We start from the raw sequence: 26,103 nt of genomic DNA, 5'->3' as shown, positions 1-26,103 counted from the left end.
TTTGCAGAGGAACTGTGATGGACAAGAACATGAAGATTCTGGTGGTGGACGATTTTCCGACGATGCGTCGGATCGTTCGCAACCTGCTCAAGGAACTCGGCTATTCGAACGTCGATGAAGCCGAAGACGGCGCGGCCGGGCTGGCGCGCCTGAAGAGCGGCGGCTTCGATTTCGTGATTTCCGACTGGAACATGCCGAATCTCGACGGCCTGGCGATGCTGAAGGCGATCCGCGCCGACGCCGCGCTCACGCATCTGCCGGTGCTGATGGTGACGGCCGAGTCGAAGAAGGAAAACATCATCGCGGCGGCCCAGGCCGGCGCGAGCGGTTATGTCGTGAAGCCGTTCACGGCCGCCACGCTCGACGAGAAGCTGAACAAGATTCTCGAAAAAATGGCGAAGGCCGGGAGCTGAGATGGACGAGCCGATTCATGCAGCGAAGGCCGGCGCCGATTTCCCCGACGACGATTCGGCGGACGGCGCGGATTTCACGAGCGACCGGATCCTGGCGCGGATCGGCCAACTGACGCGCACGCTGCGCGATTCGATGCGCGAACTGGGCCTCGACAAGCATGTCGAGCAGGCCGCGCAAGCCGTGCCCGATGCGCGTGATCGGCTGCGTTACGTCGCCAACATGACCGAGCAGGCCGCCGAGCGCGTGCTGACCGCGATCGAGATCGCCAAGCCGGTGCAGGAGCGGCTGCAATCCGAGGCCGAGGCGCTCGACGCCCGCTGGGAGACCTGGTATCGCGCGCCGATCGAGCGGACCGAAGTGCGCGAGTTGATGGACGACACGCGCGCGTTCCTCGGCACGCTGCCCGAGGCGACCTCCGCCACGCGCACGCAATTGCTCGAAATCATGCTCGCGCAGGATTTCCAGGATCTGACCGGCCAGGTGATCAAGAAGATCATGGATATGGTCTATCTGATCGAGCAGCAATTGCTCGCGGTGCTGGTGGACAACATCGCGCCCGAACGGCGCGAGCAGTTCGCCGCGAACGCCGCCGCGCTGGCCGCGGTGATGGCCGACGAGGCCTCGCCCGAATCGTTGATGAACGGCCCGCAAATCTCACCCGAAGGCCGCACCGACGTGGTTCAGGATCAGGCTCAGGTCGACGACCTGCTGGCCAGCCTGGGCTTCTGAGCGACGCGGGTTCGGCCCGCCTTCGCCGCTGTTTCGGGATGCCCGCGCGCCCGCCCCCGGTAAGCCGGCGGCGGGCGCGCGCACGTTGACGCCGGGCCGGCCGGCACCGCGTGCGGCGAATTGTTACTTCTGCTTACGCCCGGGCGATCCCGGTTGGTTTTTGCCATCTCTCACAGGCATACTGTCGAGCGACAGCGACCGGGCCGCCGCCAGACAGCCCGGCGGTTTGCGCTGAGAGCACTTGCGGCGTCGGCGGCGCGCGTCCTGCGCGCTGCGGTGCCTGCCAACGAGGGGTGACAGGGTGAATTCGAAACGCATGCGCGGCCTGGCCGCGAAATGGGCCGCTGCCGCGCTGGCGGCGGGAACCGCCACCGGCGCGTTCGCCGCGCTGGGCGGGGCGCCGTCGGCGCCGCCGGCCGACGATACCGGGGCCGTGGTGCGCACATTGTCGCCGTCGGCGGCAGCCAGCTCGAAGCTGGCGGCGAGCACCGTCGCGGGCACCGGCACGACGCAATCCGCCGCCTACACGGTGCGCGAAACCACGCTCGGTTCCGGCACCGTGATCCGCGAATACGTGGGCACCAACGGCGCCGTATTCGGGGTCGCTTGGCAAGGTCCGACCAAGCCCGATTTCGCCACGATCTTCGGCGATTATTTCTCCAGCTACACCAGCGGCGTCGAAGCCTCGCACGCGGCCCACGGCCTGCGTGCGCCGGTCGCGATCGATTCCGGTTCGCTCGTGGTGCGTTCGGGCGGCCACATGGGCGCCTTCACCGGCTCGGCCTGGTTGCCCCAGGCTCTGCCCGCCGGCATGTCCGGCGCCGACATCCAGTGACCATCGGGAGTCCGACCTTGCGAATTCCATCGAATCCTTTCCGCGCACTCGCCGCACTGGGCCTGGTTGCGTTGACGGTCGCGCTCGTCGCCTGCGGCGGCGGTGGCGACAATGACAGCAGCAGCAACGCCGGTTCCTCGGGCAGCAGCGCCAACGGCCAAGCGGGCAACGGCAGCGCGGTGGGCACCGGCAATACGGTGCCGATCGTCGTCAACGCGGGCGTGGCCAACGTGGTGAACATGCCGACCGTGTCGGTCACCGTCTGCGCGCCGGGCTCCTCGACCTGCCAGGTGATCGGCAACGTGCTGCTCGACACCGCCTCGTACGGCCTGCGGCTCGTCAGCTCGGCCGCCGCCAGCGTGCTCGGCAGCCTGCCGACGGCCACCGCCTCGAACGGCGGCGCGCTGACCGAATGCGGCCAGTTCGTGTCCAGCTACACCTGGGGCACGGTGCGCAGCGCCGACATCAAGCTGGCCGGCCTCACCGCCAGCTCGGTGCCGCTGCAGATCATCGGCGACCTCGGCACCTCGAACGTGCCGACCTCCTGCTCGAACGGCGGCACCTCGGCCAACACGGTCAGCGCGCTCGGCGCGAACGGCATCCTCGGCGTCGGGCCGGCGCCGCTCGATTGCGGCTCGGGCTGCGTGAGCTCGACGGCGAACAGCAACTATTACTCGTGCCCGTCGAACGGCACCTGCACGCGCACCACGGTCGCGCTGGCCAACCAGGTGGCGAACCCGGTGTCGCGCTTTCCGAGCAACAACGACGGCGTGATCGTCCAGCTCAACGCACCGAGCAACGGCACGGCCACCGGCACGCTGACGCTCGGCGTGGGCAGCTTGCCGAGCGGCGTCACCAAGCTCGCGACCACCACGGCCGGCAACCTGACCGGCACGTTCCAGGGCCGCGCCATCTCGTCGGCGTTCATCGACAGCGGCTCGAACGCGTACTTCTTCGACACCAGCGACAGCGCGACGCTGCCGACCTGCAGCCAGAACCCCTCGTTCTACTGCCCGTCGACCACGGTCAGCCTGACGGCCACGCTGACCGCCTCGGGCGGCGCAACCAGCCTCGCGGTGCCGTTCTCGGTGGTCAACGCGCAGAACCTGTTCAACTCGGGCGGTTTCGCGCTGGCGAATCTGGGCGGGCCGTTCGGCCAGAGCAGCACGCTCGATCTGGGCCTGCCGCACTTCTACGGCCGCAGCATCTACTTCGGCATCGACCAGCGTTTGATCGGCGGTACGCAGACACCTTACGTGGCGCTGTAAGCCGCCTGAGCCGGCCGAACCGCCGGCTTTGCACAAAGGTTCGAAGGGCGCGACCTCGCGCACCGCTCCGGCAGGGGCGGTCGCGACGGTCGCGCCCTTTTTCGTTTTTTGCGGGTGACGGCGCCGGCGGCCTATCATCGAAAACCGGCCGGGCGTGCCCGACGCGCGCGCGGCTTCAACGAAGCTCGCCGAATCCTGCCGGAAACCGCCGGCATCCGCGCCGACGCGCACCGGCCGGCCTCGGCGAGACGATCCGGAGACAGGCCATGACCTTGACCCCTGCGACGGCGCGGCCGTCGATCCAGCGCATCACGCCGTTCCTGTGGTTCGAGCACGACGCCGAGGCGGCGGCGCATTTCTACGTGTCGGTGTTCGACGATTCGCGCATCACGCGCGTGGCCCGCTACGGCAAGGAGGGCGCGCGCGCCGCCGGCCAGCCCGAGGGCACGGTCATGACGGTCGGTTTCGAGCTGGCCGGCCAGGCGTTCTCGGCGATCAACGGCGGGCCGGTGTTCCGGATCACGCCGGCCGTGTCGTTCGTCGTCAATTGCGAGAACCAGGCCGAGATCGACCGCTACTGGGCCGCGCTGGCCGACGGTGGCGATGCGGCGGCGCAACAATGCGGCTGGCTCAAGGACCGTTTCGGCGTGTCGTGGCAGATCGTCCCGGTGCAGTTGCCGGCGCTGCTCGGCGACGCCGACGCGGCGCAGTCCGGCCGTGTGATGGCCGCGTTGATGGCGATGAAGAAGCTCGATCTGGCAGGGTTGGAGCGCGCGGCGGTGGGTTGAGGCAGGCCGGCACGGACGGCGCGGGGCGATCGGATCGGCCGCGTTCCGATCGCCGCCGCCTCCATGCCGGCTCGCCAAGCCGCGCTCGGGCCGGCTGGCGTTATCGTTGATGCCGATGCCGATGCCGATGCCGATGCCGATGCCGATGCCGTTGCCGATGCCGATGCCGATGCCGATGCCGCTACCGCTACCGCTACCGCTACCGCTACCGCCCGCCGTTGCCTCGTTCGCCGGCTGTTTCCGTTTTGTCGCCGTCGTCCGTGCCGAGTTGGGCCGTCGTCCCGCCGCCCCGGTCATGTCTGGCCGTGCTCCCGCCGAGCCGCCCATCCCGGCCTCAAGCTACCCGCGATCCCCCGGCGCACCTGCCCGCCGCCCTGTCGTTTTTACCGCCCACCCGACTCCATCGCCGGAAATACCCCGGTTTCCCTGCTTTCCTCGACCGATCGCCGCTCGACACGTCCATCAATAATCGATGCACTGGAAACGGCATCCCGCTGTTTCCCCCGGAGGCTGCAGTGGCAGAGGACAGCGATCTCGAGAAAACCGAAGAAGCCACCCCCCGGCGCCGTGAAAAGGCGCGGGAGGAGGGGCAGGTCGCGCGCTCGCGCGAGCTGTCGTCGTTCGCGTTGCTCGCGGCCGGCTTCTACGGCGCCTGGCTGCTGTCCGGCCCGATCGGCCTGCATCTGCGCACCATGCTCGAAGGCGCGCTGCGCTTCGACCACGCCAGCGCGTTCGATACCAATGCCATGCTGACCGGCGCCGGCCGCGCCGGCATGGAAGGCCTGAGCGCGGTGGCCCCGGTGCTCGCGCTGACCGGCCTGGCCGCGCTCGCCGCGCCGCTGGCGCTGGGCGGCTGGCTGCTCTCGTCCAAGGCGATCGGCGTCAAGTTCGACCGCCTGAACCCGATTACCGGCCTGGGCCGCGTGTTCTCGCCGAAAGGCGTGATCCAGCTCGGCATGGCGCTGGTCAAGACGCTGGTGGTGGGCGGCATCGGCGGCGTCGCGATCTGGCGCAGCCGCGACGACCTGCTCGCGCTCGCCACGCTGCCGCTGCACGAAGCGCTGGCCGATGCGATGCACCTGATCGCCGTGTGCTGCGGCATGACGGTCGCCGGCACGCTGGTGGTGGCGGCCCTCGATGTGCCGTACCAGATGTGGCAGCACAACAAGAAGCTGCGCATGACGAAGGAAGAAGTGAAGCGCGAGCACCGCGAAAACGAAGGCGATCCGCACGTGAAGGGCCGCATCCGCCAGCAGCAGCGCGCGATGGCGCGCCGCCGCATGATGTCCAACGTGCCGAAGGCCGATGTGGTCGTTACCAACCCGACCCACTTCGCGGTTGCGCTGCGCTACGCCGACGGCGAAATGCGCGCGCCGAAGGTGGTCGCCAAGGGCGTGAACCTGGTCGCCGCCCGCATTCGCGAACTTGCCGAGGAACATCGCGTGCCGATTCTCGAAGCGCCGCCGCTCGCGCGTGCGCTGTATCACAACGTCGATCTCGAACGCGAGATCCCCGGCCCGCTGTACGGCGCCGTGGCCGAAGTGCTGGCGTGGGTCTACCAGCTCAAGCGTTTCCGCAGCGAAGGCGGCGCGTTCCCGGCCGAGCCGACCGGCCTCGACGTGCCGGCCGAACTCGACAAGGGCAGCGAGATTGCCGACGAAGACGAAGCCGAGGAAGCCGACGAAGCGCTCGGCGGCCGCACCGGAGGCGCCGCATGAGCACGCCGACCTCGCTTCCGGGCGCCAAGCGCGCCGGCCGCCTCGACGTGGCGAACCTGCGCGCGCTGGCCGGCCCGGTGCTGATCGTCATGATCCTCGGCATGATGATCCTGCCGCTGCCGCCGTTCCTGCTGGATCTGCTGTTCACGTTCAACATCGCGCTGGCGGTGATGGTGCTGCTGGTCAGCATGTACACCATGAAGCCGCTCGATTTCGCGGCGTTCCCGAGCGTGCTGCTGTTCTCGACGCTGCTGCGCCTGTCGCTGAACGTCGCTTCCACGCGCGTGGTGCTGCTCGAAGGTCACACCGGCCCCGACGCGGCCGGCCAGGTGATCGAGGCGTTCGGTCACTTCCTGGTGGGCGGCAACTTCGCGGTCGGCATCGTGGTGTTCGTGATCCTGATGATCATCAACTTCACGGTGATCACGAAGGGCGCGGGGCGGATCGCCGAAGTGTCGGCGCGCTTCACGCTCGACGCGATGCCCGGCAAGCAGATGGCGATCGACGCCGACCTGAACGCCGGCCTGATCAACGAGGACCAGGCCCGCAAGCGCCGGGTCGCGGTGGCGCAGGAAGCCGAGTTCTACGGCTCGATGGACGGCGCCTCGAAGTTCGTGCGCGGCGACGCGATCGCGGGCCTGATCATCATGGTGATCAACGTGCTGGGCGGCCTGATCGTCGGCATCGTGCAGCACGACATGAGCTTTGCCGCCGCGGGCAAGAACTACACGCTGCTGACGATCGGCGACGGCCTGGTCGCGCAGATCCCGTCGCTGGTGATCTCGACCGCGGCCGGCGTGATCGTCTCGCGCGTGGCGACCGACGAGGACATCGGCACCCAGATCACCGGCCAGTTGTTCGCCAACCCGCGCGTGCTGCTCATTACCGGCGTGATCATCGCGGTGATGGGCCTGATCCCGAACATGCCGCACTTCGCCTTCCTGCTGCTGGGCGGCGGGCTGATCTGGCTGGCGCGCTCGATGAGCCGCCGCGAGGCCGCCAAGCGCGCCTCCGGCGACGTGACCGAGATCGCGCCGCCCGCCGCGCTGCCGGCCGACAGCCACGAAGCCACCTGGGAAGACGTCACGCTGATCGATCCGCTGGGCCTCGAAGTGGGCTACCGGCTGATCTCGCTGGTCGACAACAGCGGCGATGGCGAACTGCTCAAGCGCATCAAGAGCATCCGCAAGAAGTTCGCGCAGGAAATCGGTTTCCTGCCGCCGGTGATTCATATCCGCGACAACCTGGAGCTGCGCCCGAACGGCTATCGCATCGCGCTGAAGGGCGTCGAGGTGGGCACCGGCGAAGCGTTTCCGGGCCAGTGGCTGGCGATCAACCCGGGCCAGGTCACGGCCGCGCTGCCCGGCGCGCAGACGCGCGACCCGGCGTTCGGCCTGCCGGCGGTGTGGATCGACGTGTCGCAGCGCGAACAGGCGCAGGTGTACGGCTACACCGTGGTGGACGCCAGCACCGTGATCGCCACCCACCTGAACCATCTGGTGGTGCAGCACGCCGCCGAGCTGCTCGGCCGCCAGGAAGTGCAGGCGCTGCTGGAGCGCACCGGCCGCGACGCGCCGTCGCTGATCGAGGATCTGGTGCCGAAGACGGTTTCGCTGACCACGCTGCAACGCGTGCTGCAGAACCTGCTGGAAGAAGGCGTGCCGATCCGCGACATGCGCACCATCATCGAAGCCGTGTCGGAGCAGTCGGGACGCATCACCGACCCGTACGAACTGACCGCCGTGGTGCGGCTCGCGCTGGGACGCGCGATCACGCAACAGTGGTATCCGGGCACCGGCGAAATGCAGGTGATGGGTATCGATGCGAATTTGGAGCGGGTGCTGTCGCAAGCGCTCGCCACGGGCGCGAACCCCGGTCTCGAACCGGGTCTCGCGCACACGCTGCTGATCGGCACGCAAGAAGCGATGCTGCGGCAGCAGAACATGGGGCTGCCGCCCGTGCTGCTGGTGCAGCACGCGCTGCGCGCGATGCTCGCGCGTTTCCTGCGCCGCAGCCTGCCGCAACTGAAAGTGCTGTCCTATGCCGAAGTGCCGGAAACACGCACGATCAAAGTCACGAACGTCATCGGGGGTAACGCTTGAACATCCGCAAATTTACTGGCGCAACGAGCCGCGACGCACTGCGTCTGGTGCGTGAAGCGCTTGGCGGCGATGCCGTCGTGCTGTCGAACCGCACGCTCGACGACGGTTCGGTCGAAATCGTCGCGCTCGCGGACGCCGAGCTGGCCGCGCTGGCACCGAAATCGCCGGCCGCCGCGCCCGCGCAGGCCCGCGCGCTGCCGCCCGCCGCCCGCCCGGCGCCGGCCGCCAACGCTGCCGCCGCGCCCGCCGCGCCGCGCATGCCGGCCAATCCGTACGCCTCGGGCGACGTGTTCTCGTCGATGTTCGGCGCGAGCGCCGACACCACGGAACCGGCCTCGGCTGCCTCGCGCTACGACCTGGGCGACGACGACCAGCACGACGCCGCCCCGGCCGCCCCGGCCGCCGTTGCACCCGCCTACGAACCGGCCCCGGCCGTCGCGCCGTCCACGCCGGCCCCGTGGCTCGTCGAGCACGCGCGCCGCCTGACGCGCCAGCACGATGCGATCTCGGCCCCGGCCGCACGCGGCGAGCCGGTCACGGCCGCCGAATTGAATGCGGCGCTCGACGACAGCGCGACGCCCGAATGGGCGCGCGACATCGTGCGCAACGTCGCCGCCCGCGTGGAGCCGCCGCAACGCCCGGCCGCCCCGGCCGCTGCGGTTGCCCCGGCGATCTCGCCGGCCGTCGCCAAGCTCGCCGAACGCGTGGTGCGCGGCACCCAGACGCCGGCCGCCTCGATCGCCGACGAAGTCAATTCGCGCATCGAGCGGATCGTCAACGAGACGGTGATGAACGAGCTGTCGGCGATGCGCGGCATGATGGAAGAGCAGTTCGCCGGCCTCGTGTGGGGCGACCGCCAACGCCGCAGCCCGCTGCATGGCGCGCTGACCAAGCGCCTGTTCTCGGCCGGCTTCTCGGCGCAACTGGTGCGCACCCTGGTCGACAACCTGCCGGCCGACGTGTCGGCGGGCAGCTTCGAAGGCGCCTGCGAATGGGCCGAAACGGTGCTGGCCGGCAACCTGCCGGTGCTCGACAGCGAGGATGCGCTGATGGAGCGCGGCGGCGTGTTCGCGCTGATGGGGCCGACCGGCGTGGGCAAGACCACCACCACCGCCAAGCTGGCCGCGCGCTGCGTGATGCGCTTCGGCGCCAGCAAGGTCGCGCTGCTGACCACCGACAGCTACCGGATCGGCGGCCACGAACAACTGCGCATCTTCGGCCGGATTCTCGGCGTGCCGGTGCATGCGGTGAAGGACGGCGGCGATCTGCAACTGGCGCTCTCGGAGCTGCGCAACAAGCACATCGTGCTGATCGACACGATCGGCATGAGCCAGCGCGACCGCACCGTGTCCGACCAGATCGCGATGCTGCAAGGCGCCGATTCGCGCGTGCAGCGGCTGCTGCTGATGTCGGCGACCAGCCACGGCGATACGCTCAACGAAGTGGTGCAGGCCTATCGCGGCGCGGGTCAGACCGATCTCGCCGGCTGCATCCTGACCAAGCTCGACGAGGCCACCAACCTCGGCAGCGTGCTCGACACGGTGATCCGCTACCAACTGCCGGTGCACTACGTGTCGACCGGCCAGAAGGTGCCGGAGAACCTGTACGTCGCCACCCGCAAGTTCCTGCTCAAGAGCGCGTTCTGCGTGCCGCGCGACGGCTCGCCGTTCGTGCCGCACGAAGACGAACTGCCCGGCATGCTGTCGGCTCTGGCCGGCCGCCCGGGCGCCGGACAACACGAGGTCTACTTTGGATAAGCGCACTACCGATCAGGCCGAAGGATTGCGGCGCTTGCTGGCCGGCCGCGCCACCCGGATCGTTGCGGTCACCGGCGGCCCGTCGGGCGTCGGCTGCACCTCGGCGGTCGTCAATCTGGCCGCCGCGCTGGCCGCGCTCGGCAAGGACGTGCTGGTGGTCGACGAGCGCTCGGACGTGGAATCCGCCACCGCGACGCTGGCCGGCGCCTGGTTGCGCACCGGCACCACGGTGCGTCACGAGGCCGGCTTCTCGCTGTGCGTGGCGGCCGATCTGGCGCGCGACGGCTACGACGACGAGCGCCTGGCCGCCTATCTCGACGGCGCGGCGGACATCGTGCTGGTGGACGCCCAGCGCGACGCGAACGGTGCGCTGTCGGCGCTCGCGCGCGCCGCGCACGACGTGCTGATCGTCACGCGGGTGGCCGGCGCGGCGATCACCGAAGCCTATGCCTGCATGAAGCGCCTGCACTACGCGCACGCGCTCGCGCAGTTCCGCGTGCTGATCAACCACGTGCAGAGCGAAGCCGATGCGCGCGCCGCCTACGAGAATCTGGCCGGCGTGGCGGGGCGCTACCTGACGGTCGCGCTGGAAGAAGGCGGCTACGTCAGCGCCGATCCGCTCGTCGCGCGCGCCCGCGAACTGGTGCACACGGTGGTGGACGCGTTTCCGTCGGCCGCCGCCGCGCGCGACTACCGGCAGATCGCGTCGGACCTGCTGTACTGGCCGATGCGTTCGGCGCCGGTCGCCGGCCGGCCGTTCGCCGCTACGCCGGCCGTCGAACGGGGTGCGGCGCAAGCCGCCTGACCCAAAGGGCTACCAGGAGAGAGCCGATGTACAACGCTCAAGGAAAACTGTCCACGTCGGCGATGGCCGAGGCCGGGATGGGGCAAGCCGAGGTGCTCGCGAAATATGCGCCGCTGGTGCGTCGTCTGGGCCTGCAACTGGTCGCGAAGATGCCGGCCAGCGTCGATCTCGACGACCTGATCCAGGCCGGCATGATCGGCCTGCTCGACGCGGCCGGCCGCTACAAGGAAGATCAGGGCGCGCAGTTCGAAACCTACGCGACGCAGCGCATTCGCGGTGCGATGCTCGACGAGCTGCGCAGCAACGACTGGTTGCCGCGCAGCCTGCGCAAGACCTCGCGCGAGGTGGAGCAGGCCGTGCACCGCGTCGAGCAGAAGCTCGGCCGCCCGGCCAACGAAACCGAGATCGCCACGCACCTGGAGATGCCGCTCGACGAGTACCAGTCGATGCTGCAGGATCTGCACGGCAGCCAGTTGATCTATTACGAGGATTTCGACCGCTCCGCCGACGACGAGCCGTTCCTCGACCGCTATCGCGTGGACCATTCGGACCCGCTGTCGGCGCTGCTCGACGATCACCTGCGCGCCGCGCTGGTGGAGGCGATCGATCGCCTGCCCGAGCGCGAGAAATTGCTGATGTCGCTGTATTACGAGCGCGGGCTGAATCTGCGCGAAATCGGCGCGGTGCTGGAGGTCAGCGAATCGCGCGTGTGCCAGTTGCACAGCCAGGCCGTGGCGCGTCTGCGCGCCCGCCTGCGCGAACAGGCCTGGGTCGGCGCCGAACACTGAGCGCCGCGTATCGGGTGCCGCAGTGCGCCACGGCGCGCCGCACGAGGCCCGCAGGCGAGTGCCCGCCTGCCGCCATCGTCGCGATCGATCGCGGGATTTCGGCCGTCGAATCCCGCGCCGTGCGTGTGGGAATTGTTCACGACTGTTTGCTACAATCCGTGCTCGTTTCCGAGGAGCGTTGCGACGGGCGTCCTGCCCGCCAGGCTCGGAAATCTTCACCGCGCGGCCCGCACCGCCCGGCGGGTCCGTCCCCACGAACCCTCCGGCCAGCGAGTCGCTCCTTGAACGGCGCTCACGTCACCAATCTTTGATCCATCAAGAAAGGAGGGCGTGATGAACGCCGTTATCGATTCGAAAGCTTCCAACGATTACCTCGTCGCCGACCTGGCGCTGGCCGCCTGGGGCCGCAAGGAACTGAACATCGCCGAGACCGAAATGCCCGGCCTGATGCAGATCCGCGAGGAAAACAAGGCATCGCAGCCGCTGAAGGGCGCGCGCATCGCCGGTTCGCTGCACATGACGATCCAGACGGGCGTGCTGATCGAGACGCTGAAGGCGCTCGGCGCCGACGTGCGCTGGGCCTCGTGCAACATCTTCTCGACGCAGGATCACGCGGCCGCGGCCATCGTCGAAGCCGGCGTGCCGGTGTTCGCGTTCAAGGGCGAATCGCTCGACGAATACTGGGAGTTCTCGCACCGCATCTTCGAATGGCCGAACGGCGAATTCGCCAACATGATCCTCGACGACGGCGGCGACGCCACGTTGCTGCTGATCCTCGGCGCGAAGGCCGAGAAGGATCGCTCGGTGATCGCCAAGCCGACCAACGAGGAAGAAGTCGCGCTGTACAAGTCGATCGCCGCGCACCTCGACGCCGATCCGGTGTGGTACTCGACGCGCCTCGCGCACATCAAGGGCGTGACGGAAGAAACCACCACCGGCGTGCACCGTCTGTACCAGATGGAAAAGGACGGCCGCCTGCCGTTCCCGGCGTTCAACGTCAACGATTCGGTCACCAAGTCGAAGTTCGACAACCTGTACGGCTGCCGCGAATCGCTGGTGGACGGCATCAAGCGCGCGACCGACGTGATGATCGCGGGCAAGATCGCGGTGGTGGCCGGCTACGGCGACGTGGGCAAGGGCTGCGCGCAATCGCTGCGTGGCCTCGGTGCGACCGTGTGGGTCACGGAAATCGATCCGATCTGCGCGCTGCAGGCGGCGATGGAAGGCTACCGCGTCGTGACGATGGAATACGCCGCCGACAAGGCCGACATCTTCGTGACGGCCACCGGCAACTTCCACGTGATCGGCCATGACCACATGAAGGCGATGCGTCACAACGCGATCGTCTGCAACATCGGCCACTTCGATTCCGAAATCGACATCGCGTCGACCCGCCAGTACCAGTGGGACAACATCAAGCCGCAGGTCGACCACATCATCTTCCCGGACGGCAAGCGCGTGATCCTGCTGGCCGAAGGCCGCCTGGTCAACCTCGGCTGCGCGACCGGCCACCCGTCGTTCGTGATGTCGAACTCGTTCGCCAACCAGACGCTCGCGCAGATCGAACTGTTCGTGCGTGGCGAGCAGTACGAGAACAAGGTGTACGTGCTGCCGAAGCATCTGGACGAGAAGGTCGCGCGCCTGCATCTGGAGCGCATCGGTGCGAACCTGACGGTGCTGTCGCCGGAGCAGGCGTCGTACATCGGCGTGTCGCAGGAAGGCCCGTTCAAGCCGAACCACTACCGTTATTGATCGCCAGCCCGGCCTGCGGGCCGGGTCAGGGCGTGGCGCGCGGTGCTCCTCGCGGAGCGGCGCGCCACGCAGCGTCGGCCGCAAGCGCGGCCCAGCCGGGCCGTGTCGAACGGCCCGGTTTGTGTTTGTACTAGGAGCCTCTCATGTCCGTCATCCTGACCTGGATCATCAACGCGCTTGCGCTGCTGATCATCACGTACCTGGTGCCCTCGATTCATATCAAGAGCTTCGGGACGGCGCTGATCGTCGCGGTGGTGCTCGGCCTGATCAACACGATCCTGCGGCCGGTGCTGATCCTGTTGACGCTGCCCGTCACGATCCTCACGCTCGGCATCTTCATCCTGGTCGTCAACGCGCTCTGCTTCTGGTTCGCGTCGTCGCTGCTGAAGGGCTTCGAGGTGTCGGGGTTCTGGTCGGCGTTCTTCGGATCGATCCTGTACAGCATCGTGTCGTGGCTCCTGTCCGCCCTGATCTTCGGCCAGCGCAACCTGGGCTGAGCCGCTTTCCCGAATCATGAAACCGATCGAACTTTCCCTCGAATTCTTTCCGCCCAAGACGGCGGAAGGCGTCGACAAGCTGCGCGCCACGCGTGCGCAGCTCCTGCCGCTCAAGCCGAAGTTCGTCTCCGTGACGTTCGGCGCCGGCGGCTCGACGCAGCAAGGCACGCTCGACACCGTGCTCGACATGCAGAAGGACGGCCTGGAGGCCGCCCCGCACCTGTCGTGCATCGGTTCGTCGAAGGACAGCCTGCGCGCGATCCTCGAGCAGTACCGCTCGCACGGCATCCGCCACATCGTCGCGCTGCGCGGCGATTTGCCGTCCGGCATGGGCGAGGTGGGCGAGCTGCGTTATGCGTCCGAGCTCGTCAGCTTCATTCGCGCCGAACACGGCGACTGGTTCTGGCTCGAAGTGGCGGCGTACCCGGAATACCATCCGCAATCGCGTTCGCCGAAGCTCGACCTGCAGCACTTCGCCGACAAGGTGAAGGCCGGCGCCAATTCGGCCATCACGCAGTACTTCTTCAACGCGGACGCGTATTTCCGTTTCGTCGACGATGCCGTGCGGCTCGGCGTGGACGTGCCGATCGTGCCCGGCATCATGCCGATCACGAACTACACCCAACTGATGCGCTTCTCGGAGATGTGCGGCGCGGAAGTGCCGCGCTGGATCGCGCGCCGGCTCGAAAGCTATCACGACGATCGCGAGTCGATCCGCGCGTTCGGCGCCGACGTGATCACCGCGATGTGCGAGCGGCTGATCAAGGCCGGCGTGCCGGGGCTGCATTTCTACACGCTGAACCTGGCTTCGCCGACGCGGGTGATCTGCGAGCGGCTCGGGTTTTGAGCGGCGCGTAGCCGGTTGCCGGTGCGGGATGCCGGGTGAAAAAACGGACCTTTCGGGGTCCGTTTTTTTCGGCTTGCGTGGCTCAACGCACGGCGCTTGGCGTGATGCTCTTGCGCCGGACCGGCACCAGCCCGACCTGCAGGCCGAACAATTTCGCGATGCTGTTCAGCGATTCGACGGTCGGGTTGCCGGTGCCGCGCTCGATGTCCTGAATGACGCGCCGGCTGACGCCGCGATGCGCGGCGAATTCGGCTTGCGTCAGGCCGGTCATCTTGCGCATCGCCTTCATGGCTTCGGGCAGCGTCAGGGCGCCTTGGCCGATCTGTTCGTAGAAGGCCAGGCGCAGGGCGTTCTGCTCGTCTCGGCTGGGGCGGGTCAGGCGCGGCATGGAAGGGCTCCGGGGTTCAAAGGGCTTGCAGTTGCCGGACCTGCGTGGCGATCGACGGCTTGAGGAATTCGGTGATGTCGGCATCGACGCGCTGCGCGGTCATGATTTCGGGGAGCTGTTCGAGTTGCTGCCCGAAGCGGCCGAGTTGCTCGCGCAGCGCGATGCGCTCGGGTTCCGGCACGGGCAGTGCGTCGAGAATCCTTCGCCAATCCGTCAGCTCGGCCCGGGTGTCGGGCGCGTACCAGCGCAGCGTGCGCGAGATCGCTTCGGGGTCGAGGTACATCGGCGCGAAATCGAACAGGGGCGTCAGTTGCACCGTGCCGTCGACGATCTGCACGGCCGTGTTGCGCGCGTGATTGTCGGTGTTGCGCATCGCCAGATTGAGCACGTCGCGCTTGATGAACTCGAGTGTTTCGGCGGCCGGATCGGTGACGACCTGGCGGATGCCGGCCACCACGTCGAAGAGGCTCGGACGACCATCGAAGCCGGCAAGCCCGAGCAGCGACGCGATGCTTTCCTGGTGAAGCCGTTCGACCTTGCCGTCGCGCACTCGCCGGTCGAAACGCGGGATGAACAGCACGTCGCCATGCAGGGCCGGCAGCTCGGCATGCGTGCGAATGCCGAGGGTTGCGGCCACGCGCATGTAGGCCGCCTCGTTGTGCAGCACCTTGCGGTCTGCCGCGCTGCTGCCTCGTGCGAGCTTGACGATGAAGTGATGGCGCGCATCGGCGTCGGCCAGGACGGCATCGCCATGCAGCAAGCCGGCCTCGTCGCGCGTCAGCAGATACTTCGGCGCGGCGCCCTGAATGCCTGTCGTACCGGAGCCGAGCATGCCGTGCAGGAACATCCTTTCCTTGAATTCCTCGCCGCGAGCAGCCACGTCGTCGATCGTCAGGCCCGGCAAGCCGCGCGTGTCCGGGTGCCGCGCGACGTGCGCGTCGAAGTACGCAACGGCTTCGGCCACGCGAATCCGACCGATCGGATTGAAGGCGCCCGCGCGTAACAGCGGAAAGTCAGCGGCCGGCCCATCGGCGAGCACCAGTTCACTGAGCAGGAAGCGACGGCCCGCGCCTTGCGGCACCACGTCGTAGAGGAATGCGGGCAGGGTTGGATTCGAGTGGATATCGAGCTCGACGGGTGCGGCCAGCGAAATCGGCGCGTGCATGTGCTCGATCGCGTAGCCGACGTCGTAGTTCCATTGGCAAAGGCCGCCGTCGAATTCGATTTCCGCGCAATCGACCCAATCACCAGCCAGGCATATTTGTAGTGTGCAATCCATCGATCAGCTCCTTATGCTTCATAAATGTAGCATAAAACGTCAATGGCGGGCTATCTGGCATCTTATAAGAAGCTTTATTCGCAATGAACGCGAAACCCGGACCCCCCCTCGGTTTCGCGCCCGCATAAAAAAACCCGAGGCAATGTGCCTCGGGCTTCTCGTCATCCGGCCGACGCTCCGGCCAGGACGCCTTCTGTTTACAGATGCTCGGCCAGGAACTGCAGCGTGCGCCCATGCGCCAGGGCGGCCGCGCGCTGGTTGTACGACGCGCGCACGTTGCAGTTGAAGCCGTGGTCGGCGTCCGGATACAGATGGAAATCGGCATGCGGCCGGCCCGCGAACGCGGCCTGCACCTGCGAGACGTGTTCCGGCGTAATGCCGTGATCGAGGCCGGCGTAGTGGAACAGGATCGGCTGCGTCACGTGGTTGGCCACGTCGAGGTGATTCTGGATGCCGCCGCCGTAATACGCCACGGCCACGTCGAACGCGCCCGAGGCGGCGGCCAGATAGGCGAGCCGGCCGCCGAAGCAGTAGCCGATGCCGGCCACGTTGCCGTCCACTTCAGGTCGTGCGCGCAGCGCGGCGGCGGCAGCGGTGATGTCGGCCGCGGCCTGATGCACGTCGGTCTTTTGCAGCAGCTCGATGCCCTTGTCGCGATCGGCGCCTTCGTAGCCGAGCTCGACGCGCGGCTGGGTGCGCCAGAACACGTCCGGCGCGAGCGCCACGTAGCCGGCCGCGGCATATTGATCGGCCACCGAGCGGATATGGCTGTTGACGCCGAAGATCTCCTGAATGATCACGACGGCCGGGCCCTTGCCCCCCTTCGGCAGTGCAAGGTAGCCGCCGAACGTTTCGTTACCGGTGGGAATGTCGATCCATTGCGAGGTCATGCTGGTCTCCAGACAAGGGACGCGCGCGGGAGGTGGCGCGCCCGCGATGAAAAAGGGCGGCGTCAGTGTGCCATCGTTCAGGCTTCGTTGCAGCGCGTCAGCGCACGGTCAACAACAGCGTGCGACGGGCGCATCCGGCGTGCCCGCATGACATCGATGCGAAGCGATCGCGTGCTATGCGAAGCGGCGCGCCGGAGGGCATGCGGTTGAATTGTTTTCGCCGGAAGTCATTGATCCTCCACATTATCCGAGGTGTTGAACAGGTGAATAAATCAACCGTTCGTGGTCCGGAATGAATTAGCGGAAACCCTTAACCATCAAGGCTTTTCACGAAGGCATACAGGCTGTCGCGGGCATCCGACATCGGTAGAGTTCCCACTACTTCAAAAAGATCCCACAATTTAATTTGATCACCTACACTTGCGCGCAAGTACTGCGGTGCGGCCGTTAAAAGCGTCCACCTCGCGTGCTTGCAGCCACGTGCATGACAGATGCGGCCGGCGACACTCCAATGGTGGATACACCGGGGATGGAGCGGGGAACCGGCGATGGCATTTTTTGGATCGAAACTGGAGACTTCCATGACTATCAAGATGCAAAAGCTGTTGCCGATCAGCGCGGCGGCGATGGTGTTTGCGGCGTTCGCGACGAACGCATCGGCTGACCAGGTCGTCAAGATCGGCCACGTCGCACCGTTGACGGGCGGCATCGCCCACCTCGGCAAGGACAACGAAAACGGCGCCCGCCTCGCGGTTGAAGAAATCAACGCGAAGGGCCTCACGGTCGGCGGCCAGAAGATCACCCTCCAGCTCGATGCACAGGATGACGCGGCCGACCCGCGTACCGCCACGCAGGTTGCGCAGAAGCTCGTCGACGACAAGGTCGTCGCGGTCGTCGGTCACCTGAACTCGGGCACCACGATCCCCGCGTCGAAGATCTACAGCGATGCAGGCATCGTCCAGATCTCGCCGTCGGCAACCAACCCGGCCTACACGCAGCAAGGCTTCAAGACGGCGTACCGCGTCGTCGCGACCGATGCGCAACAAGGTCCGGCACTGGCGAACTACGCACAGTCGAAGGGCTTCAAGTCGGTGGCCGTGGTCGACGATTCGACCGCCTACGGTCAGGGTCTGGCCAACGAGTTCGAGAAGAAGGCCAAGTCGCTCGGCCTGAAGGTTCTCTCGCACGACGCAACCAACGACAAGGCTGTCGACTTCCGCGCAATTCTGACCAAGATCAAGGGTGAGAATCCGGACGCGATCATGTACGGCGGCATGGACGCCACCGGCGGCCCGTTCGCCAAGCAAGCGAAGCAGCTCGGCCTGCGCGCGAAGATCCTGGCCGGCGACGGCGTGTGTACGGAACAGCTGTCGGACCTGGCTGGCGATGCAGCGGTGAACGTGGTCTGCTCGCAAGCTGGCGCGGCACTCGAAAAGATGCCGGGCGGCGCGGAATTCCAAGCCAAGTACCAAAAGCGTTTCGGCCAGCCGATCCAGATCTACTCGCCGTTCACGTATGACGCCGTGTACATCATCGTCGACGCGATGAAGCGTGCGAACTCGACCGATGCCGCGAAGATCCTCGCGCAAATGCCGACGACGGACTACAAGGGCGTGATCGGTGAAACCGTGTTCGACTCGAAGGGCGACCTGAAGCACGGCGTGATCTCGCTGTACGACTACAAGGGCGGCAAGAAGACGTTCCTCGACCAAGTCAAGATGTAAGCTGCGGTCACAGGGGGTAAAGGGCGCCCGTCGCAAGACGGGCGCCCTTTTTATTTGGCGCGGAAGACACCGCGACATGCCGCGCGGCATCTGATCGGCTGCGTCAGACGTTGAGCTTGCGCATCACCTTCGGTGCGGTCACGGCGACGATCGCCGCGCAGAGCGCCACGATCCACAGGCCGACCGTGAGGCCGGCCGCCTGCGCCACACCACCGATCACCACCGGCCCGAACATCAGGCCGAAATACGCGAGGCTCGCGACGTGGGCCAGGCCCTCGGCCGGCGAGATGCCGGCGACGCGCGCGGCGGCGGCGAACAGCAGCGGCATCATGTTGGCGAGGCCGAGGCCCATCACCATGAAGCCGATCAGCGCGGGCGCGGGATACGGCAGCAGCAGCGCGCCGACCATTCCCGCGCAGGCCAGGCTCGCGCTCGCGAACACCAGTTGCGGCGAGCCGAAGCGCGCGCGCACCACATCGCCGGCGAAGCGCCCGGTGGCCATGCCGCCCGAGAACGCCGCGTAGGCCGCGCTGGCAAAGGCCGGCGTGGCGGCCACCACGTCGCGCATGTATACGGTGGCCCAGTCGTACATCGCGCCTTCGGCGATCAGCGACACCAGCGCGATCGCGCCGAGCATCCAGAGCGCCGACGAGCGCCAGCGGTTCGCCGATTTGCCGTGCGCGGCTTCCTCGTGCGGCACGTGCGGCAGCACGGCCGGGCAGGCGATCACCAGCACCACCGCGCACACGGCCGAGGCCAGCGCCAGATGCACGGCCGGCGTCATGCCGGCCGACAGCGCCGCGCCGCCGAGCAACGCGCCGGCCATCCCGCCGATGCTGAACATGCCGTGCAGCATCGAGATGATCGGCCGGCCGAACGCGATTTCGACGGCGCTCGCCTCGGCGTTCATCGCCACGTCGAGCGTGGCCATCGAAAAGCCGAACAGCATCAGCACCAGCACCAGCAGCGGATAGCTCGGCGCGAGCAGGATCAGCGCGCCGAACACGCACATGCCGATCCCGCCGGCCAGGCAGGCGCTGCGGGTGCCGACGCGCGCGATCCATTTCGCATTGGTCGTCATCGCGACGATCGAGCCGATCGCCACGGCGAGCAGCGCCAGCGACAGCAGCGCCGGGCTCAGGGCGAAGCGGTCGCGCACGGTCGGCACGTGCACCCCCCACGACGCGTACATCATGCCGGCGATGAAGAACAGCGCCATGGTGGCCGCGCGCGCTCGGCGGCGGGCGGAATCGGACAGATCGCGATGGGCGGCGGGCAGCGGGGGAAGCCGGGAGGAATGGTCGGACACGGTGAGCTCGGCAACGTGCGATGCGGCGCAGGGCGGCCGGCTCGCACGGATGGTTGTTTTGAATGGCGCGGATGCGCCCGGCCAGGGCGATGGGCGACAATGCGCGCAAGCGTTTGATTCTAGCGGAGCGTCGTGGCGGTTGCGCGACCTCGCTCGGCGCGTCCGGTCCAGGGAGCTGCATGAATATTTCCGTCGAATTGCCGATTCATCTGTTGCATCGCCGTCAGATCGCCACGCTCGCGACGCAGGCGCGCGAGCCGGCCGGCTTTCCTTATCCGACCGCCGTGCCCTATGCGACCGATGCGCGGCACCGCCCGGTGGTGCTGATCAGCGCGCTGGCCGAGCACACCCGCAACCTTGTCGACGATGCCCGCGCGGGCTTGCTGGTGGCCGACGCGGCTGACGCCGCGGTGCTCGAAGCCGAGCGCATGACGCTGGTGGGGCGCTGCGCACGCGTCGACGGTGATCCGCATCTGGCCGCGCGCTATGTGCGTTATCACCCCGATGCGGCGCGTTATCTCGATCTCGGCGATTTTTCGTTTTGGGCACTCGATTGCGAGCGCCTGCGTTTCATTGGCGGCTTTGGCCGGATGGGCTGGCTCGACGGCCGGCAACTCGACGCGTTGCCGCCGCTGTCGTTTGACGAGGAACAGGCCGCCTGGGCGTTATATCCGAATAAAGTCAGCGAATTCGAATTGGCCGGCGTGGATCGTTATGGCGCCGACTGGCGAATGGCGGGCCGTGTGCAGCGCACGCCGTTTGCCGATGCGGCCACCGATTTCGATCAATTGGCGGCTTCTCTGCATACCGCGGCGGCCGGATTGAGCTTGTCCTGAAAGCGAATTGCGACATTTCTGAAAAACGTCGGCGTATCTTTTTGTGTAGCCTTAGCGGGGCCGAAGTAAGTATTCAGCAAGCTTTCGCACTTTTTCGGTGCATCCAATAGCGCATGGTTTTTAGCTAACCTCTCGCTCGATGACAACTTTCAAACGAGAAAGTCGTGCCCGTTGCGTGGCCTGAAAGTATGAATATATGAACCATTCCCACCTAATCGATTGTGTCAATCATTTAAGCGGTAATTGAATTGCCGAGCAGGCGGTTGGCGCGTTCGCGATTAATCACAATCTTGCACACATATTTGCGTACACGGCGATTCCCACGTTTGATTTTTGTGCTAACCTCTGGCTCCATAATCCGAGGCATCAATACATGAAAATGGGTTAGCCGGCACAGACCGGCTCCGTTTAGTCAGAGAAAAGGAAATATATGTCTTCTTACAAGGACCTTCTCGCGCAGCGAGAAAAGCTGGAGAAGCAGATCGAGGAAGCCAAGGCGAGCGAATATACCGAGGTCCTCAATGATGTGAAGCAGAAGATCTCCGATTACGGTTTCTCGCTGGCCGACCTGGGCCTCAGCCGCACCAAGGCAGTCAAGGCTGGCCGCGTGCGCGCCGGTGTTGCAGCGAAATACCGCGATCCCGAATCGGGTTCGACCTGGTCGGGTCGTGGTAAGCCGCCGCGTTGGATCGCCGGTAAGGATCGCGAGCAATTCGCGATCTGAGTGTCGATGCAGCACGTTAAGACGGCTTAAGTCTGTCTTAAGAAAAGCAAGGGCCATTCACTCCGTCAAAGGAGTGCATGGCCTTTTTGTTGCGCTATTGAACAAAATGGGGATGCATCATGACTAGCCAATTGGCTGCATGATCGCGGGGCTAATCGCACGGTGTGGCGCATCGCTCTTTCGAGGCGATCCATAAGCACCTGATTTGCCGGGTTTTTCCTAAGTGCGTCAGCAGACGGACACGGCCTGCTTGATGAAATCTAAGAATTACTGATTGCATTGGTAATCATGGCCATATTTACCGCTGATGTGTCCGATGAAGAAAAGCATGCGGTGGCGCGCAAGAGCACCGGCGTCAGCATTGCGCTCAATGTGGTGCTGGCCGCATTGCAGATCGCGGTCGGGGTAATCGGCCATTCGCAGGCCTTGATTGCCGACGGCGTGCATTCCCTGTCCGACCTGATCTCGGATTTCATCGTGCTGTTCGCCAATCGGCATAGCGGCGCCAAGCCCGACGCCGATCACAATTACGGCCACAGCCGATACGAAACCGTCGCTTCCTTATTACTCGGCGGCATTCTGATTGCCGTCGGTATCGGCATGCTGTTGCGTGCCGGCGAGCGCTTGGTGAATCTCGATGCGATTCCGCCCGTGCATGCGGTGGCGCTCGCGGTCGCCGCGTTGGTAGTGGTATCGAAGGAAGCGTTGTTCCGCTACATGTTGCGCGAGGCGCGGCGCGTGCGTTCGGCGCTGCTGGTTGCGAATGCGTGGCATGCGCGCTCCGACGCGGCGTCGTCGCTGGTGGTGGCGATCGGCATCGTCGGCAGCCTGGCCGGCGTCAGGCTGCTCGACCCGATCGCGGCGGCCATCGTCGGCTTCATGGTTGCGCGCATGGGCTGGACGTTCGGCTGGGACGCCTTGCAGGATCTCTCGGATCGCGCGCTCGACGCCAAGGCCGCCGACGAGATTCGCGCGCTGCTGGTGGCGACGCCCGGCGTGCGCGACGTCCACGAATTGCGCACTCGCAAGATGGGCGATGCGGCGCTGGTGGATGCGCACATCCTGGTCGACCCGATGATTTCGGTGTCGGAAGGGCATTGGATCGCGGAGACGGCGCGCGCTCGCGTGCTCGACGACCCGCGCGTGCTCGATGCGCTGATTCACGTCGACCCGGAGAACGATACGGTCTGGCGCCGCCCGGCGCTGGCCTTGCCGGCGCGCGCCGAGGTGGAAGCGCGGATTCATGCCGCGCTGCGCGAACTCGGCGTGCATGCGACGTCGATACAACTGCATTACCTGAGCACCGGCCTCGAGATCGACCTGACGGTGGCGAGCGATCCGGCATCGATCGATGCCGCCGCGTTGCGCGAGCGGCTCGGCGCGCGGCGACTCGACATTGCGCGGGTGCTGGCCGGCGACCCACGCCGCTCATGACCGCGACGGAGGAGGCCGCGTTCCGTGTGCGATCGGCTATCTCGGCCCGATCGCCGTCAAAGCGGCAGTTGCGTATCGAATTTGATTTCGCGCAGCACGACGCTCGTGCGGACCTGTGAAACGGCCGGAATTTTGAAGATCCGTTCGTGCAGGAAGACGTCGTAGGCCTTGATGTCGGGCGCGACGATCTTGAGGATGTAGTCGGCCTCGCCGGTGGTGCTGTAGCACTCGGTCACTTCGGGGCAGGTCGCGATCTCGCGCTCGAACTGCTCGACGCCGCCCTCGTTGTGGCGCGTCAGGTGCACATGCGCGAGTGCGCACACGTGCAGGCCGAGCTTTTCGCGATCGAGCAGCGCCGTGTAGCGCTGGATCACCCCCGCCTGCTCCATGTCCTTGATGCGGCGCCAGCACGGCGTGCTCGACAGGCCCACTTGATCCGAGATTTCCTGCACCGAACGCCGCGCGTCGAGCTGCAACAGGCGAAGGATTTTTTGCGAAAACGAATCGAGTATCACCTGCGTCTCCCGGAGGGCGGCTGGAACGCCTCATGGTAGTGGTGCAAGAAAACTCGTGCAATGGATGTCGCGGATGCGAGGGAATTTTGCTTCGTGATGCCGGCGGAACGGGTGATTTTCACCGCTCCGCCGCATCGGATCGCGCATGGCGCGCGTTTTATTTAGCGGCCGGGCCGGCTGAGGCAGCCGGGGCATTCGTGCCGGCGCCCGCGGCCTGGTCGAACGCCGCTTGCCGCACGCGCAGGTCGGCCAGCATGTTGCAGAACAGCGCGCCCTGTTCGATCGCATCGTCGAGCGCGACGTGCGTGTGCGGGTGATCGTCGAACCAGTGCTTCGGGAAGCGCGGCTTGATCGCCTTGCGATAGGGCAGGCCGGTCAGCGCGAAGGCCAGCGTCTTGATGTCGAGCGCGGACCACGAGAACGGGCAGCGCCCCGCGAACCGCATCATGTACCAGAACATGTACGTGAAATCGAAGCCGGCCGGCATCGCCACGAACACCGGCTTGCCGGGCAGCGCCTCGACCCATTCGACATAGGCGATCAGCGCCGCCTCGGGCGCCTGCAAATCCTTCCGGCAGGCGGCCCAGGCTTCGGGCTGGGTCTTCCACCAGGCTTCCTGCACCGGATGCGCGGTCGCGCCGGGCAGCGTGTCGAGATTCGCCGAGAACGTGGCGATCAACTGCTTGTCTTCGGTGAATGCCGCCGAGGCGAAACTCAGCATCGAGTGCGGGCCGGGGATCGGGCCATCGGCCTCGACGTCGGTGCTGACGTAGATCTCGCCGCTCATCCGAACCTCCGGTCCGACACGAACGGATTGGTTTCGCGCTCCTGGCCGAACGTCGACACCGGGCCGTGGCCCGGCACGAACGTGACGTCGTCGCCGAGCGGCCAGAGCTTTTCGCGGATCGAGCGCAGCAGATCTTCATGATTGCCGCGCGGGAAATCGGTGCGGCCGATCGAGCCGGCGAACAGCACGTCGCCGACGATCGCCAGCCGATGTTCGCGGCTGAAGAACACCACGTGGCCCGGCGTGTGGCCGGGGCAGTGATAGACCTCGAGCGTTTCTTCGCCGACCGTGAGCGTGTCGCCGTCGACCAGCCAGCGGTTCGGCTCGAACACCTGGGCATCGCCGCTGAAGCCGAAGCGCTGCCCTTGCGCGGGCAACTGCTCGATCCAGAAACGTTCATCTTCCTGCGGGCCTTCGATCGGCACGCCGTAATGCTCGGCGAGCGCCTTCGCGCCGGCGCAGTGATCGATGTGGCCGTGCGTGACGAGCACCTTCTCGACCTGGGCGTTTTGCCGCTCGACCTCGCCGCGGATCACGTCGAGATCGCCGCCCGGATCGACGACGGCGGCGCGGCCCGTCTTTTCGCAGACGATCAGCGAGCAGTTCTGCTGGAACGGCGTGACCGGTATCAACGTGACTTTCATGGGGTTGGTACGTAAGGCGGGAAAGGCTCGATTGTACTGGCTCGTCCGCCCGCGCGTGCCGTGCGCTGGCCGAACGGGCAAGGCCGAACAGGCGCAGCGGGCCGCCACGGCGGGTGTGCCCGGGATTGCATCATAGTGAGAATCAATCAAGGGGCCAGGCCGATTTCCGGGTGACTAATTTCATTTATGTATAATGCCGTCCATTGTGCGTGGTTCATCCACGTGTTCAAGCAGGCGTCAAGGCACCGCAAAACGGGCCGTCGCGCCGTCAATGCACTAGCCGCCGGCTGTTTCGGCGGCGCATCTCAGTACCGATCAATCGGTGCTCACGTCTTGTCCGGCCGGGTGTTACGAATACCCGCCGCGGCCATGCTGCCGCATGCCGGATGAGGCCTATGCCGCCGTTCCTGCGCGTTGGGTTTACCGCGACGCGTGCGAACTGCCTGTCATGTTCGATGGCGGCATTTGGGGTCTGGCCAGGCTGCCGGGGATAGGCTGCGCCAGACGTGAAAGCTAATCAGGACGGTCGCGGCAAGTACGACAGCCGCACCAGTGCAAGCCGCTTGCTCGCAAGGAGCAGGCGCGTGCGCGCATATCCGTCCGGGCCGCCTCATCAGCAGTTGCGCGGCCCGCACCCATAGGCGACACGTCGATGAAATTTCGATTGCCGAGGCAACTCGGTTCAGTAGTGATGGTGGCAGCGCTCACCGGGTGTGCCATGCCGCCGACCGCCGATCAGGCGTCCAGCAACGGCAACCCGAAGGATGCGCTGCGCACGGCTTCCGCCGCAGCAGCCGACGACGACAACAAGCAGGCGAATTTCGATTCGGCGCTGGCCACCATGCCGGCCACCGACACCGACGACGCCAAGCGCGCATCGCTGGCCGATGCAAAGCCGATCGACGCGGCCGATGCCTCCGACTTCCGTCAGACGGGCCGGGCCTCGTGGTACGGCCGCGCCTTCCACGGCAAGCGCACCGCGAACGGCGAGCGCTTCGACATGAACGAATTGACCGCGGCGCATCGCACGCTGCCGCTGTCGTCGTACGTGAAGGTCATCAATCAGTCGAACGGCAAATCGGTGGTCGTGAAGATCAACGATCGCGGCCCGTTCGCGCGGGGCCGCGTGCTCGATCTGTCGTATGCGGCAGCCAAGTTGATCGGCGTGGTGAAGGCCGGCACGGCGCGCGTGAAGATCGTCGGTTTGTCGCCGGAACAGGCGCGCGTTGCGCGTGACGAGATGGTGGCGTCTAACATCACCACGCACTGAGCG

Annotated in this window: 26 protein-coding genes and 1 riboswitch; of the genes, 18 read left to right on the top strand and 8 right to left on the bottom strand. The window is 66.4% G+C overall.

Annotated features, from left to right (window positions below):
• The first annotated feature begins 17 nt into the window (after positions 1-17).
• The 13 genes from cheY (at position 18) to metF (ending at position 14,300) form a co-directional block, all read left to right on the top strand.
• Positions 18-413: a chemotaxis response regulator CheY gene (cheY, locus tag AB4851_RS15575; RefSeq protein ID WP_414443606.1), complete on the top strand. Its 396-nt coding sequence runs from the start codon at positions 18-20 to the stop codon at positions 411-413.
• Position 414: 1 nt separating this feature from the next.
• A complete protein-coding gene (cheZ, locus tag AB4851_RS15570) occupies positions 415-1,143 on the top strand; it encodes a protein phosphatase CheZ (RefSeq protein ID WP_414443607.1) in 729 nt (242 codons plus the stop codon).
• A 301-nt stretch (positions 1,144-1,444) separates the two neighbouring features.
• Entirely contained in the window at positions 1,445-1,978 is a 534-nt protein-coding gene (locus AB4851_RS15565; RefSeq protein ID WP_414443608.1) for a DUF2844 domain-containing protein, read from the top strand.
• Between the two features lie 17 nt (positions 1,979-1,995).
• Positions 1,996-3,246, top strand: coding sequence for a DUF3443 domain-containing protein (locus AB4851_RS15560; protein WP_414450567.1), 1,251 nt, complete (start codon positions 1,996-1,998; stop codon positions 3,244-3,246).
• 266 nt (positions 3,247-3,512) lie between these two features.
• A complete protein-coding gene (locus AB4851_RS15555; protein WP_414450566.1) occupies positions 3,513-4,034 on the top strand; it encodes a VOC family protein in 522 nt (173 codons plus the stop codon).
• 515 nt (positions 4,035-4,549) lie between these two features.
• Positions 4,550-5,752 carry a flagellar biosynthesis protein FlhB gene (gene flhB, locus AB4851_RS15550; RefSeq protein WP_414443611.1) on the top strand — a complete coding sequence of 401 codons (1,203 nt, stop codon included), beginning with the start codon at positions 4,550-4,552 and terminating at the stop codon, positions 5,750-5,752.
• The gene (gene flhA, locus AB4851_RS15545) at positions 5,749-7,854 is read left to right on the top strand and encodes a flagellar biosynthesis protein FlhA (protein ID WP_414443612.1); all 2,106 of its coding nucleotides are present in this window, start codon (positions 5,749-5,751) and stop codon (positions 7,852-7,854) included. The genes flhB and flhA overlap by 4 nt, the downstream gene beginning before the upstream one ends.
• Positions 7,851-9,611: a flagellar biosynthesis protein FlhF gene (gene flhF / locus AB4851_RS15540; protein WP_414450565.1), complete on the top strand. Its 1,761-nt coding sequence runs from the start codon at positions 7,851-7,853 to the stop codon at positions 9,609-9,611. The genes flhA and flhF overlap by 4 nt, the downstream gene beginning before the upstream one ends.
• Complete coding sequence (locus AB4851_RS15535; protein ID WP_414450564.1) at positions 9,604-10,416, top strand: MinD/ParA family protein; 813 nt, start codon at positions 9,604-9,606, stop codon at positions 10,414-10,416. Before flhF ends, AB4851_RS15535 begins: the two co-directional genes overlap by 8 nt.
• A gap of 26 nt (positions 10,417-10,442) precedes the next feature.
• Positions 10,443-11,204, top strand: coding sequence for an RNA polymerase sigma factor FliA (locus tag AB4851_RS15530; RefSeq protein WP_414443615.1), 762 nt, complete (start codon positions 10,443-10,445; stop codon positions 11,202-11,204).
• 164 nt (positions 11,205-11,368) lie between these two features.
• Positions 11,369-11,436, top strand: a riboswitch (S-adenosyl-L-homocysteine riboswitch).
• 101 nt (positions 11,437-11,537) lie between these two features.
• Positions 11,538-12,956 carry an adenosylhomocysteinase gene (gene ahcY / locus AB4851_RS15525; protein WP_414450563.1) on the top strand — a complete coding sequence of 473 codons (1,419 nt, stop codon included), beginning with the start codon at positions 11,538-11,540 and terminating at the stop codon, positions 12,954-12,956.
• Between the two features lie 143 nt (positions 12,957-13,099).
• Positions 13,100-13,453: a phage holin family protein gene (locus AB4851_RS15520; RefSeq protein WP_206126279.1), complete on the top strand. Its 354-nt coding sequence runs from the start codon at positions 13,100-13,102 to the stop codon at positions 13,451-13,453.
• Positions 13,454-13,469: 16 nt separating this feature from the next.
• On the top strand, positions 13,470-14,300 hold the full coding sequence (gene metF, locus AB4851_RS15515) for a methylenetetrahydrofolate reductase [NAD(P)H] (RefSeq protein WP_414443617.1): 831 nt from the start codon (positions 13,470-13,472) through the stop codon (positions 14,298-14,300).
• An 82-nt stretch (positions 14,301-14,382) separates the two neighbouring features.
• Here metF and AB4851_RS15510 read toward each other — a convergent pair whose 3' ends face one another.
• The 4 genes from AB4851_RS15510 to AB4851_RS15495 form a co-directional block, all read right to left on the bottom strand.
• Positions 14,383-14,688: a helix-turn-helix domain-containing protein gene (locus tag AB4851_RS15510; protein ID WP_414443618.1), complete on the bottom strand. Its 306-nt coding sequence runs from the start codon at positions 14,686-14,688 to the stop codon at positions 14,383-14,385.
• A gap of 16 nt (positions 14,689-14,704) precedes the next feature.
• Positions 14,705-15,967: a type II toxin-antitoxin system HipA family toxin gene (locus tag AB4851_RS15505; RefSeq protein WP_414450562.1), complete on the bottom strand. Its 1,263-nt coding sequence runs from the start codon at positions 15,965-15,967 to the stop codon at positions 14,705-14,707.
• A 197-nt stretch (positions 15,968-16,164) separates the two neighbouring features.
• Positions 16,165-16,857 (bottom strand): dienelactone hydrolase family protein, encoded by a 693-nt coding sequence (locus AB4851_RS15500; RefSeq protein WP_414450561.1) that lies wholly within the window; start codon positions 16,855-16,857, stop codon positions 16,165-16,167.
• 310 nt (positions 16,858-17,167) lie between these two features.
• Positions 17,168-17,440 carry a hypothetical protein gene (locus tag AB4851_RS15495; RefSeq protein WP_414443621.1) on the bottom strand — a complete coding sequence of 91 codons (273 nt, stop codon included), beginning with the start codon at positions 17,438-17,440 and terminating at the stop codon, positions 17,168-17,170.
• Here AB4851_RS15495 and AB4851_RS15490 point away from each other — a divergent pair.
• Positions 17,439-18,581 (top strand): branched-chain amino acid ABC transporter substrate-binding protein, encoded by a 1,143-nt coding sequence (locus tag AB4851_RS15490; RefSeq protein ID WP_414443622.1) that lies wholly within the window; start codon positions 17,439-17,441, stop codon positions 18,579-18,581. The genes AB4851_RS15495 and AB4851_RS15490 overlap by 2 nt on opposite strands.
• A 103-nt stretch (positions 18,582-18,684) precedes the next feature.
• Here the strand turns inward: AB4851_RS15490 and AB4851_RS15485 are convergent, their stop codons facing one another.
• Complete coding sequence (locus AB4851_RS15485) at positions 18,685-19,890, bottom strand: MFS transporter (RefSeq protein ID WP_414450560.1); 1,206 nt, start codon at positions 19,888-19,890, stop codon at positions 18,685-18,687.
• 179 nt (positions 19,891-20,069) lie between these two features.
• On the opposite strand from AB4851_RS15485, the gene AB4851_RS15480 reads away from it, so the two are divergent.
• From AB4851_RS15480 to AB4851_RS15470, 3 genes are all read left to right on the top strand, one after another.
• On the top strand, positions 20,070-20,726 hold the full coding sequence (locus AB4851_RS15480) for a HugZ family protein (RefSeq protein WP_414450559.1): 657 nt from the start codon (positions 20,070-20,072) through the stop codon (positions 20,724-20,726).
• A gap of 430 nt (positions 20,727-21,156) precedes the next feature.
• Positions 21,157-21,450: an H-NS family nucleoid-associated regulatory protein gene (locus tag AB4851_RS15475; RefSeq protein WP_414450558.1), complete on the top strand. Its 294-nt coding sequence runs from the start codon at positions 21,157-21,159 to the stop codon at positions 21,448-21,450.
• Positions 21,451-21,738: 288 nt separating this feature from the next.
• Positions 21,739-22,884 (top strand): cation diffusion facilitator family transporter, encoded by a 1,146-nt coding sequence (locus AB4851_RS15470; protein WP_414450557.1) that lies wholly within the window; start codon positions 21,739-21,741, stop codon positions 22,882-22,884.
• 56 nt (positions 22,885-22,940) lie between these two features.
• Here AB4851_RS15470 and AB4851_RS15465 read toward each other — a convergent pair whose 3' ends face one another.
• From AB4851_RS15465 to AB4851_RS15455, 3 genes are all read right to left on the bottom strand, one after another.
• Positions 22,941-23,399 carry an Lrp/AsnC family transcriptional regulator gene (locus AB4851_RS15465; protein WP_414443627.1) on the bottom strand — a complete coding sequence of 153 codons (459 nt, stop codon included), beginning with the start codon at positions 23,397-23,399 and terminating at the stop codon, positions 22,941-22,943.
• Between the two features lie 157 nt (positions 23,400-23,556).
• Positions 23,557-24,186: an exonuclease gene (locus tag AB4851_RS15460; protein WP_414450556.1), complete on the bottom strand. Its 630-nt coding sequence runs from the start codon at positions 24,184-24,186 to the stop codon at positions 23,557-23,559.
• Entirely contained in the window at positions 24,183-24,830 is a 648-nt protein-coding gene (locus AB4851_RS15455; protein ID WP_414443629.1) for an MBL fold metallo-hydrolase, read from the bottom strand. The genes AB4851_RS15460 and AB4851_RS15455 overlap by 4 nt, the downstream gene beginning before the upstream one ends.
• A 652-nt stretch (positions 24,831-25,482) precedes the next feature.
• Between AB4851_RS15455 and AB4851_RS15450 the strand changes: the two genes are divergently transcribed.
• On the top strand, positions 25,483-26,100 hold the full coding sequence (locus tag AB4851_RS15450; RefSeq protein WP_414450555.1) for a septal ring lytic transglycosylase RlpA family protein: 618 nt from the start codon (positions 25,483-25,485) through the stop codon (positions 26,098-26,100).
• The last annotated feature ends 3 nt before the right edge of the window (positions 26,101-26,103 follow it).

Source organism: Burkholderia sp. 22PA0099, from assembly GCF_047497165.1.
In the GTDB taxonomy this organism is placed as follows: Bacteria; Pseudomonadota; Gammaproteobacteria; order Burkholderiales; family Burkholderiaceae; genus Burkholderia.
This window is presented reverse-complemented; position numbering and strand designations above follow the sequence as displayed.

Bases quoted from the DNA above. Each gene is read 5' to 3' on its own strand.
- cheY (WP_414443606.1), top strand. From the start codon at position 18: ATGGACAAGAACATGAAGATTCTGGTGGTGGACGATTTTCCGACGATG.
- cheZ (WP_414443607.1), top strand. From the start codon at position 415: ATGGACGAGCCGATTCATGCAGCGAAGGCCGGCGCCGATTTCCCCGAC.
- AB4851_RS15555 (WP_414450566.1), top strand. From the start codon at position 3,513: ATGACCTTGACCCCTGCGACGGCGCGGCCGTCGATCCAGCGCATCACG.
- flhA (WP_414443612.1), top strand. From the start codon at position 5,749: ATGAGCACGCCGACCTCGCTTCCGGGCGCCAAGCGCGCCGGCCGCCTC.
- AB4851_RS15530 (WP_414443615.1), top strand. From the start codon at position 10,443: ATGTACAACGCTCAAGGAAAACTGTCCACGTCGGCGATGGCCGAGGCC.
- ahcY (WP_414450563.1), top strand. From the start codon at position 11,538: ATGAACGCCGTTATCGATTCGAAAGCTTCCAACGATTACCTCGTCGCC.
- AB4851_RS15520 (WP_206126279.1), top strand. From the start codon at position 13,100: ATGTCCGTCATCCTGACCTGGATCATCAACGCGCTTGCGCTGCTGATC.
- metF (WP_414443617.1), top strand. From the start codon at position 13,470: ATGAAACCGATCGAACTTTCCCTCGAATTCTTTCCGCCCAAGACGGCG.
- AB4851_RS15510 (WP_414443618.1), bottom strand. From the start codon at position 14,688: ATGCCGCGCCTGACCCGCCCCAGCCGAGACGAGCAGAACGCCCTGCGC.
- AB4851_RS15505 (WP_414450562.1), bottom strand. From the start codon at position 15,967: ATGGATTGCACACTACAAATATGCCTGGCTGGTGATTGGGTCGATTGC.
- AB4851_RS15500 (WP_414450561.1), bottom strand. From the start codon at position 16,857: ATGACCTCGCAATGGATCGACATTCCCACCGGTAACGAAACGTTCGGC.
- AB4851_RS15490 (WP_414443622.1), top strand. From the start codon at position 17,439: ATGACTATCAAGATGCAAAAGCTGTTGCCGATCAGCGCGGCGGCGATG.
- AB4851_RS15495 (WP_414443621.1), bottom strand. From the start codon at position 17,440: ATGGAAGTCTCCAGTTTCGATCCAAAAAATGCCATCGCCGGTTCCCCG.
- AB4851_RS15480 (WP_414450559.1), top strand. From the start codon at position 20,070: ATGAATATTTCCGTCGAATTGCCGATTCATCTGTTGCATCGCCGTCAG.
- AB4851_RS15475 (WP_414450558.1), top strand. From the start codon at position 21,157: ATGTCTTCTTACAAGGACCTTCTCGCGCAGCGAGAAAAGCTGGAGAAG.
- AB4851_RS15470 (WP_414450557.1), top strand. From the start codon at position 21,739: ATGGCCATATTTACCGCTGATGTGTCCGATGAAGAAAAGCATGCGGTG.
- AB4851_RS15460 (WP_414450556.1), bottom strand. From the start codon at position 24,186: ATGAGCGGCGAGATCTACGTCAGCACCGACGTCGAGGCCGATGGCCCG.
- AB4851_RS15455 (WP_414443629.1), bottom strand. From the start codon at position 24,830: ATGAAAGTCACGTTGATACCGGTCACGCCGTTCCAGCAGAACTGCTCG.
- AB4851_RS15450 (WP_414450555.1), top strand. From the start codon at position 25,483: ATGAAATTTCGATTGCCGAGGCAACTCGGTTCAGTAGTGATGGTGGCA.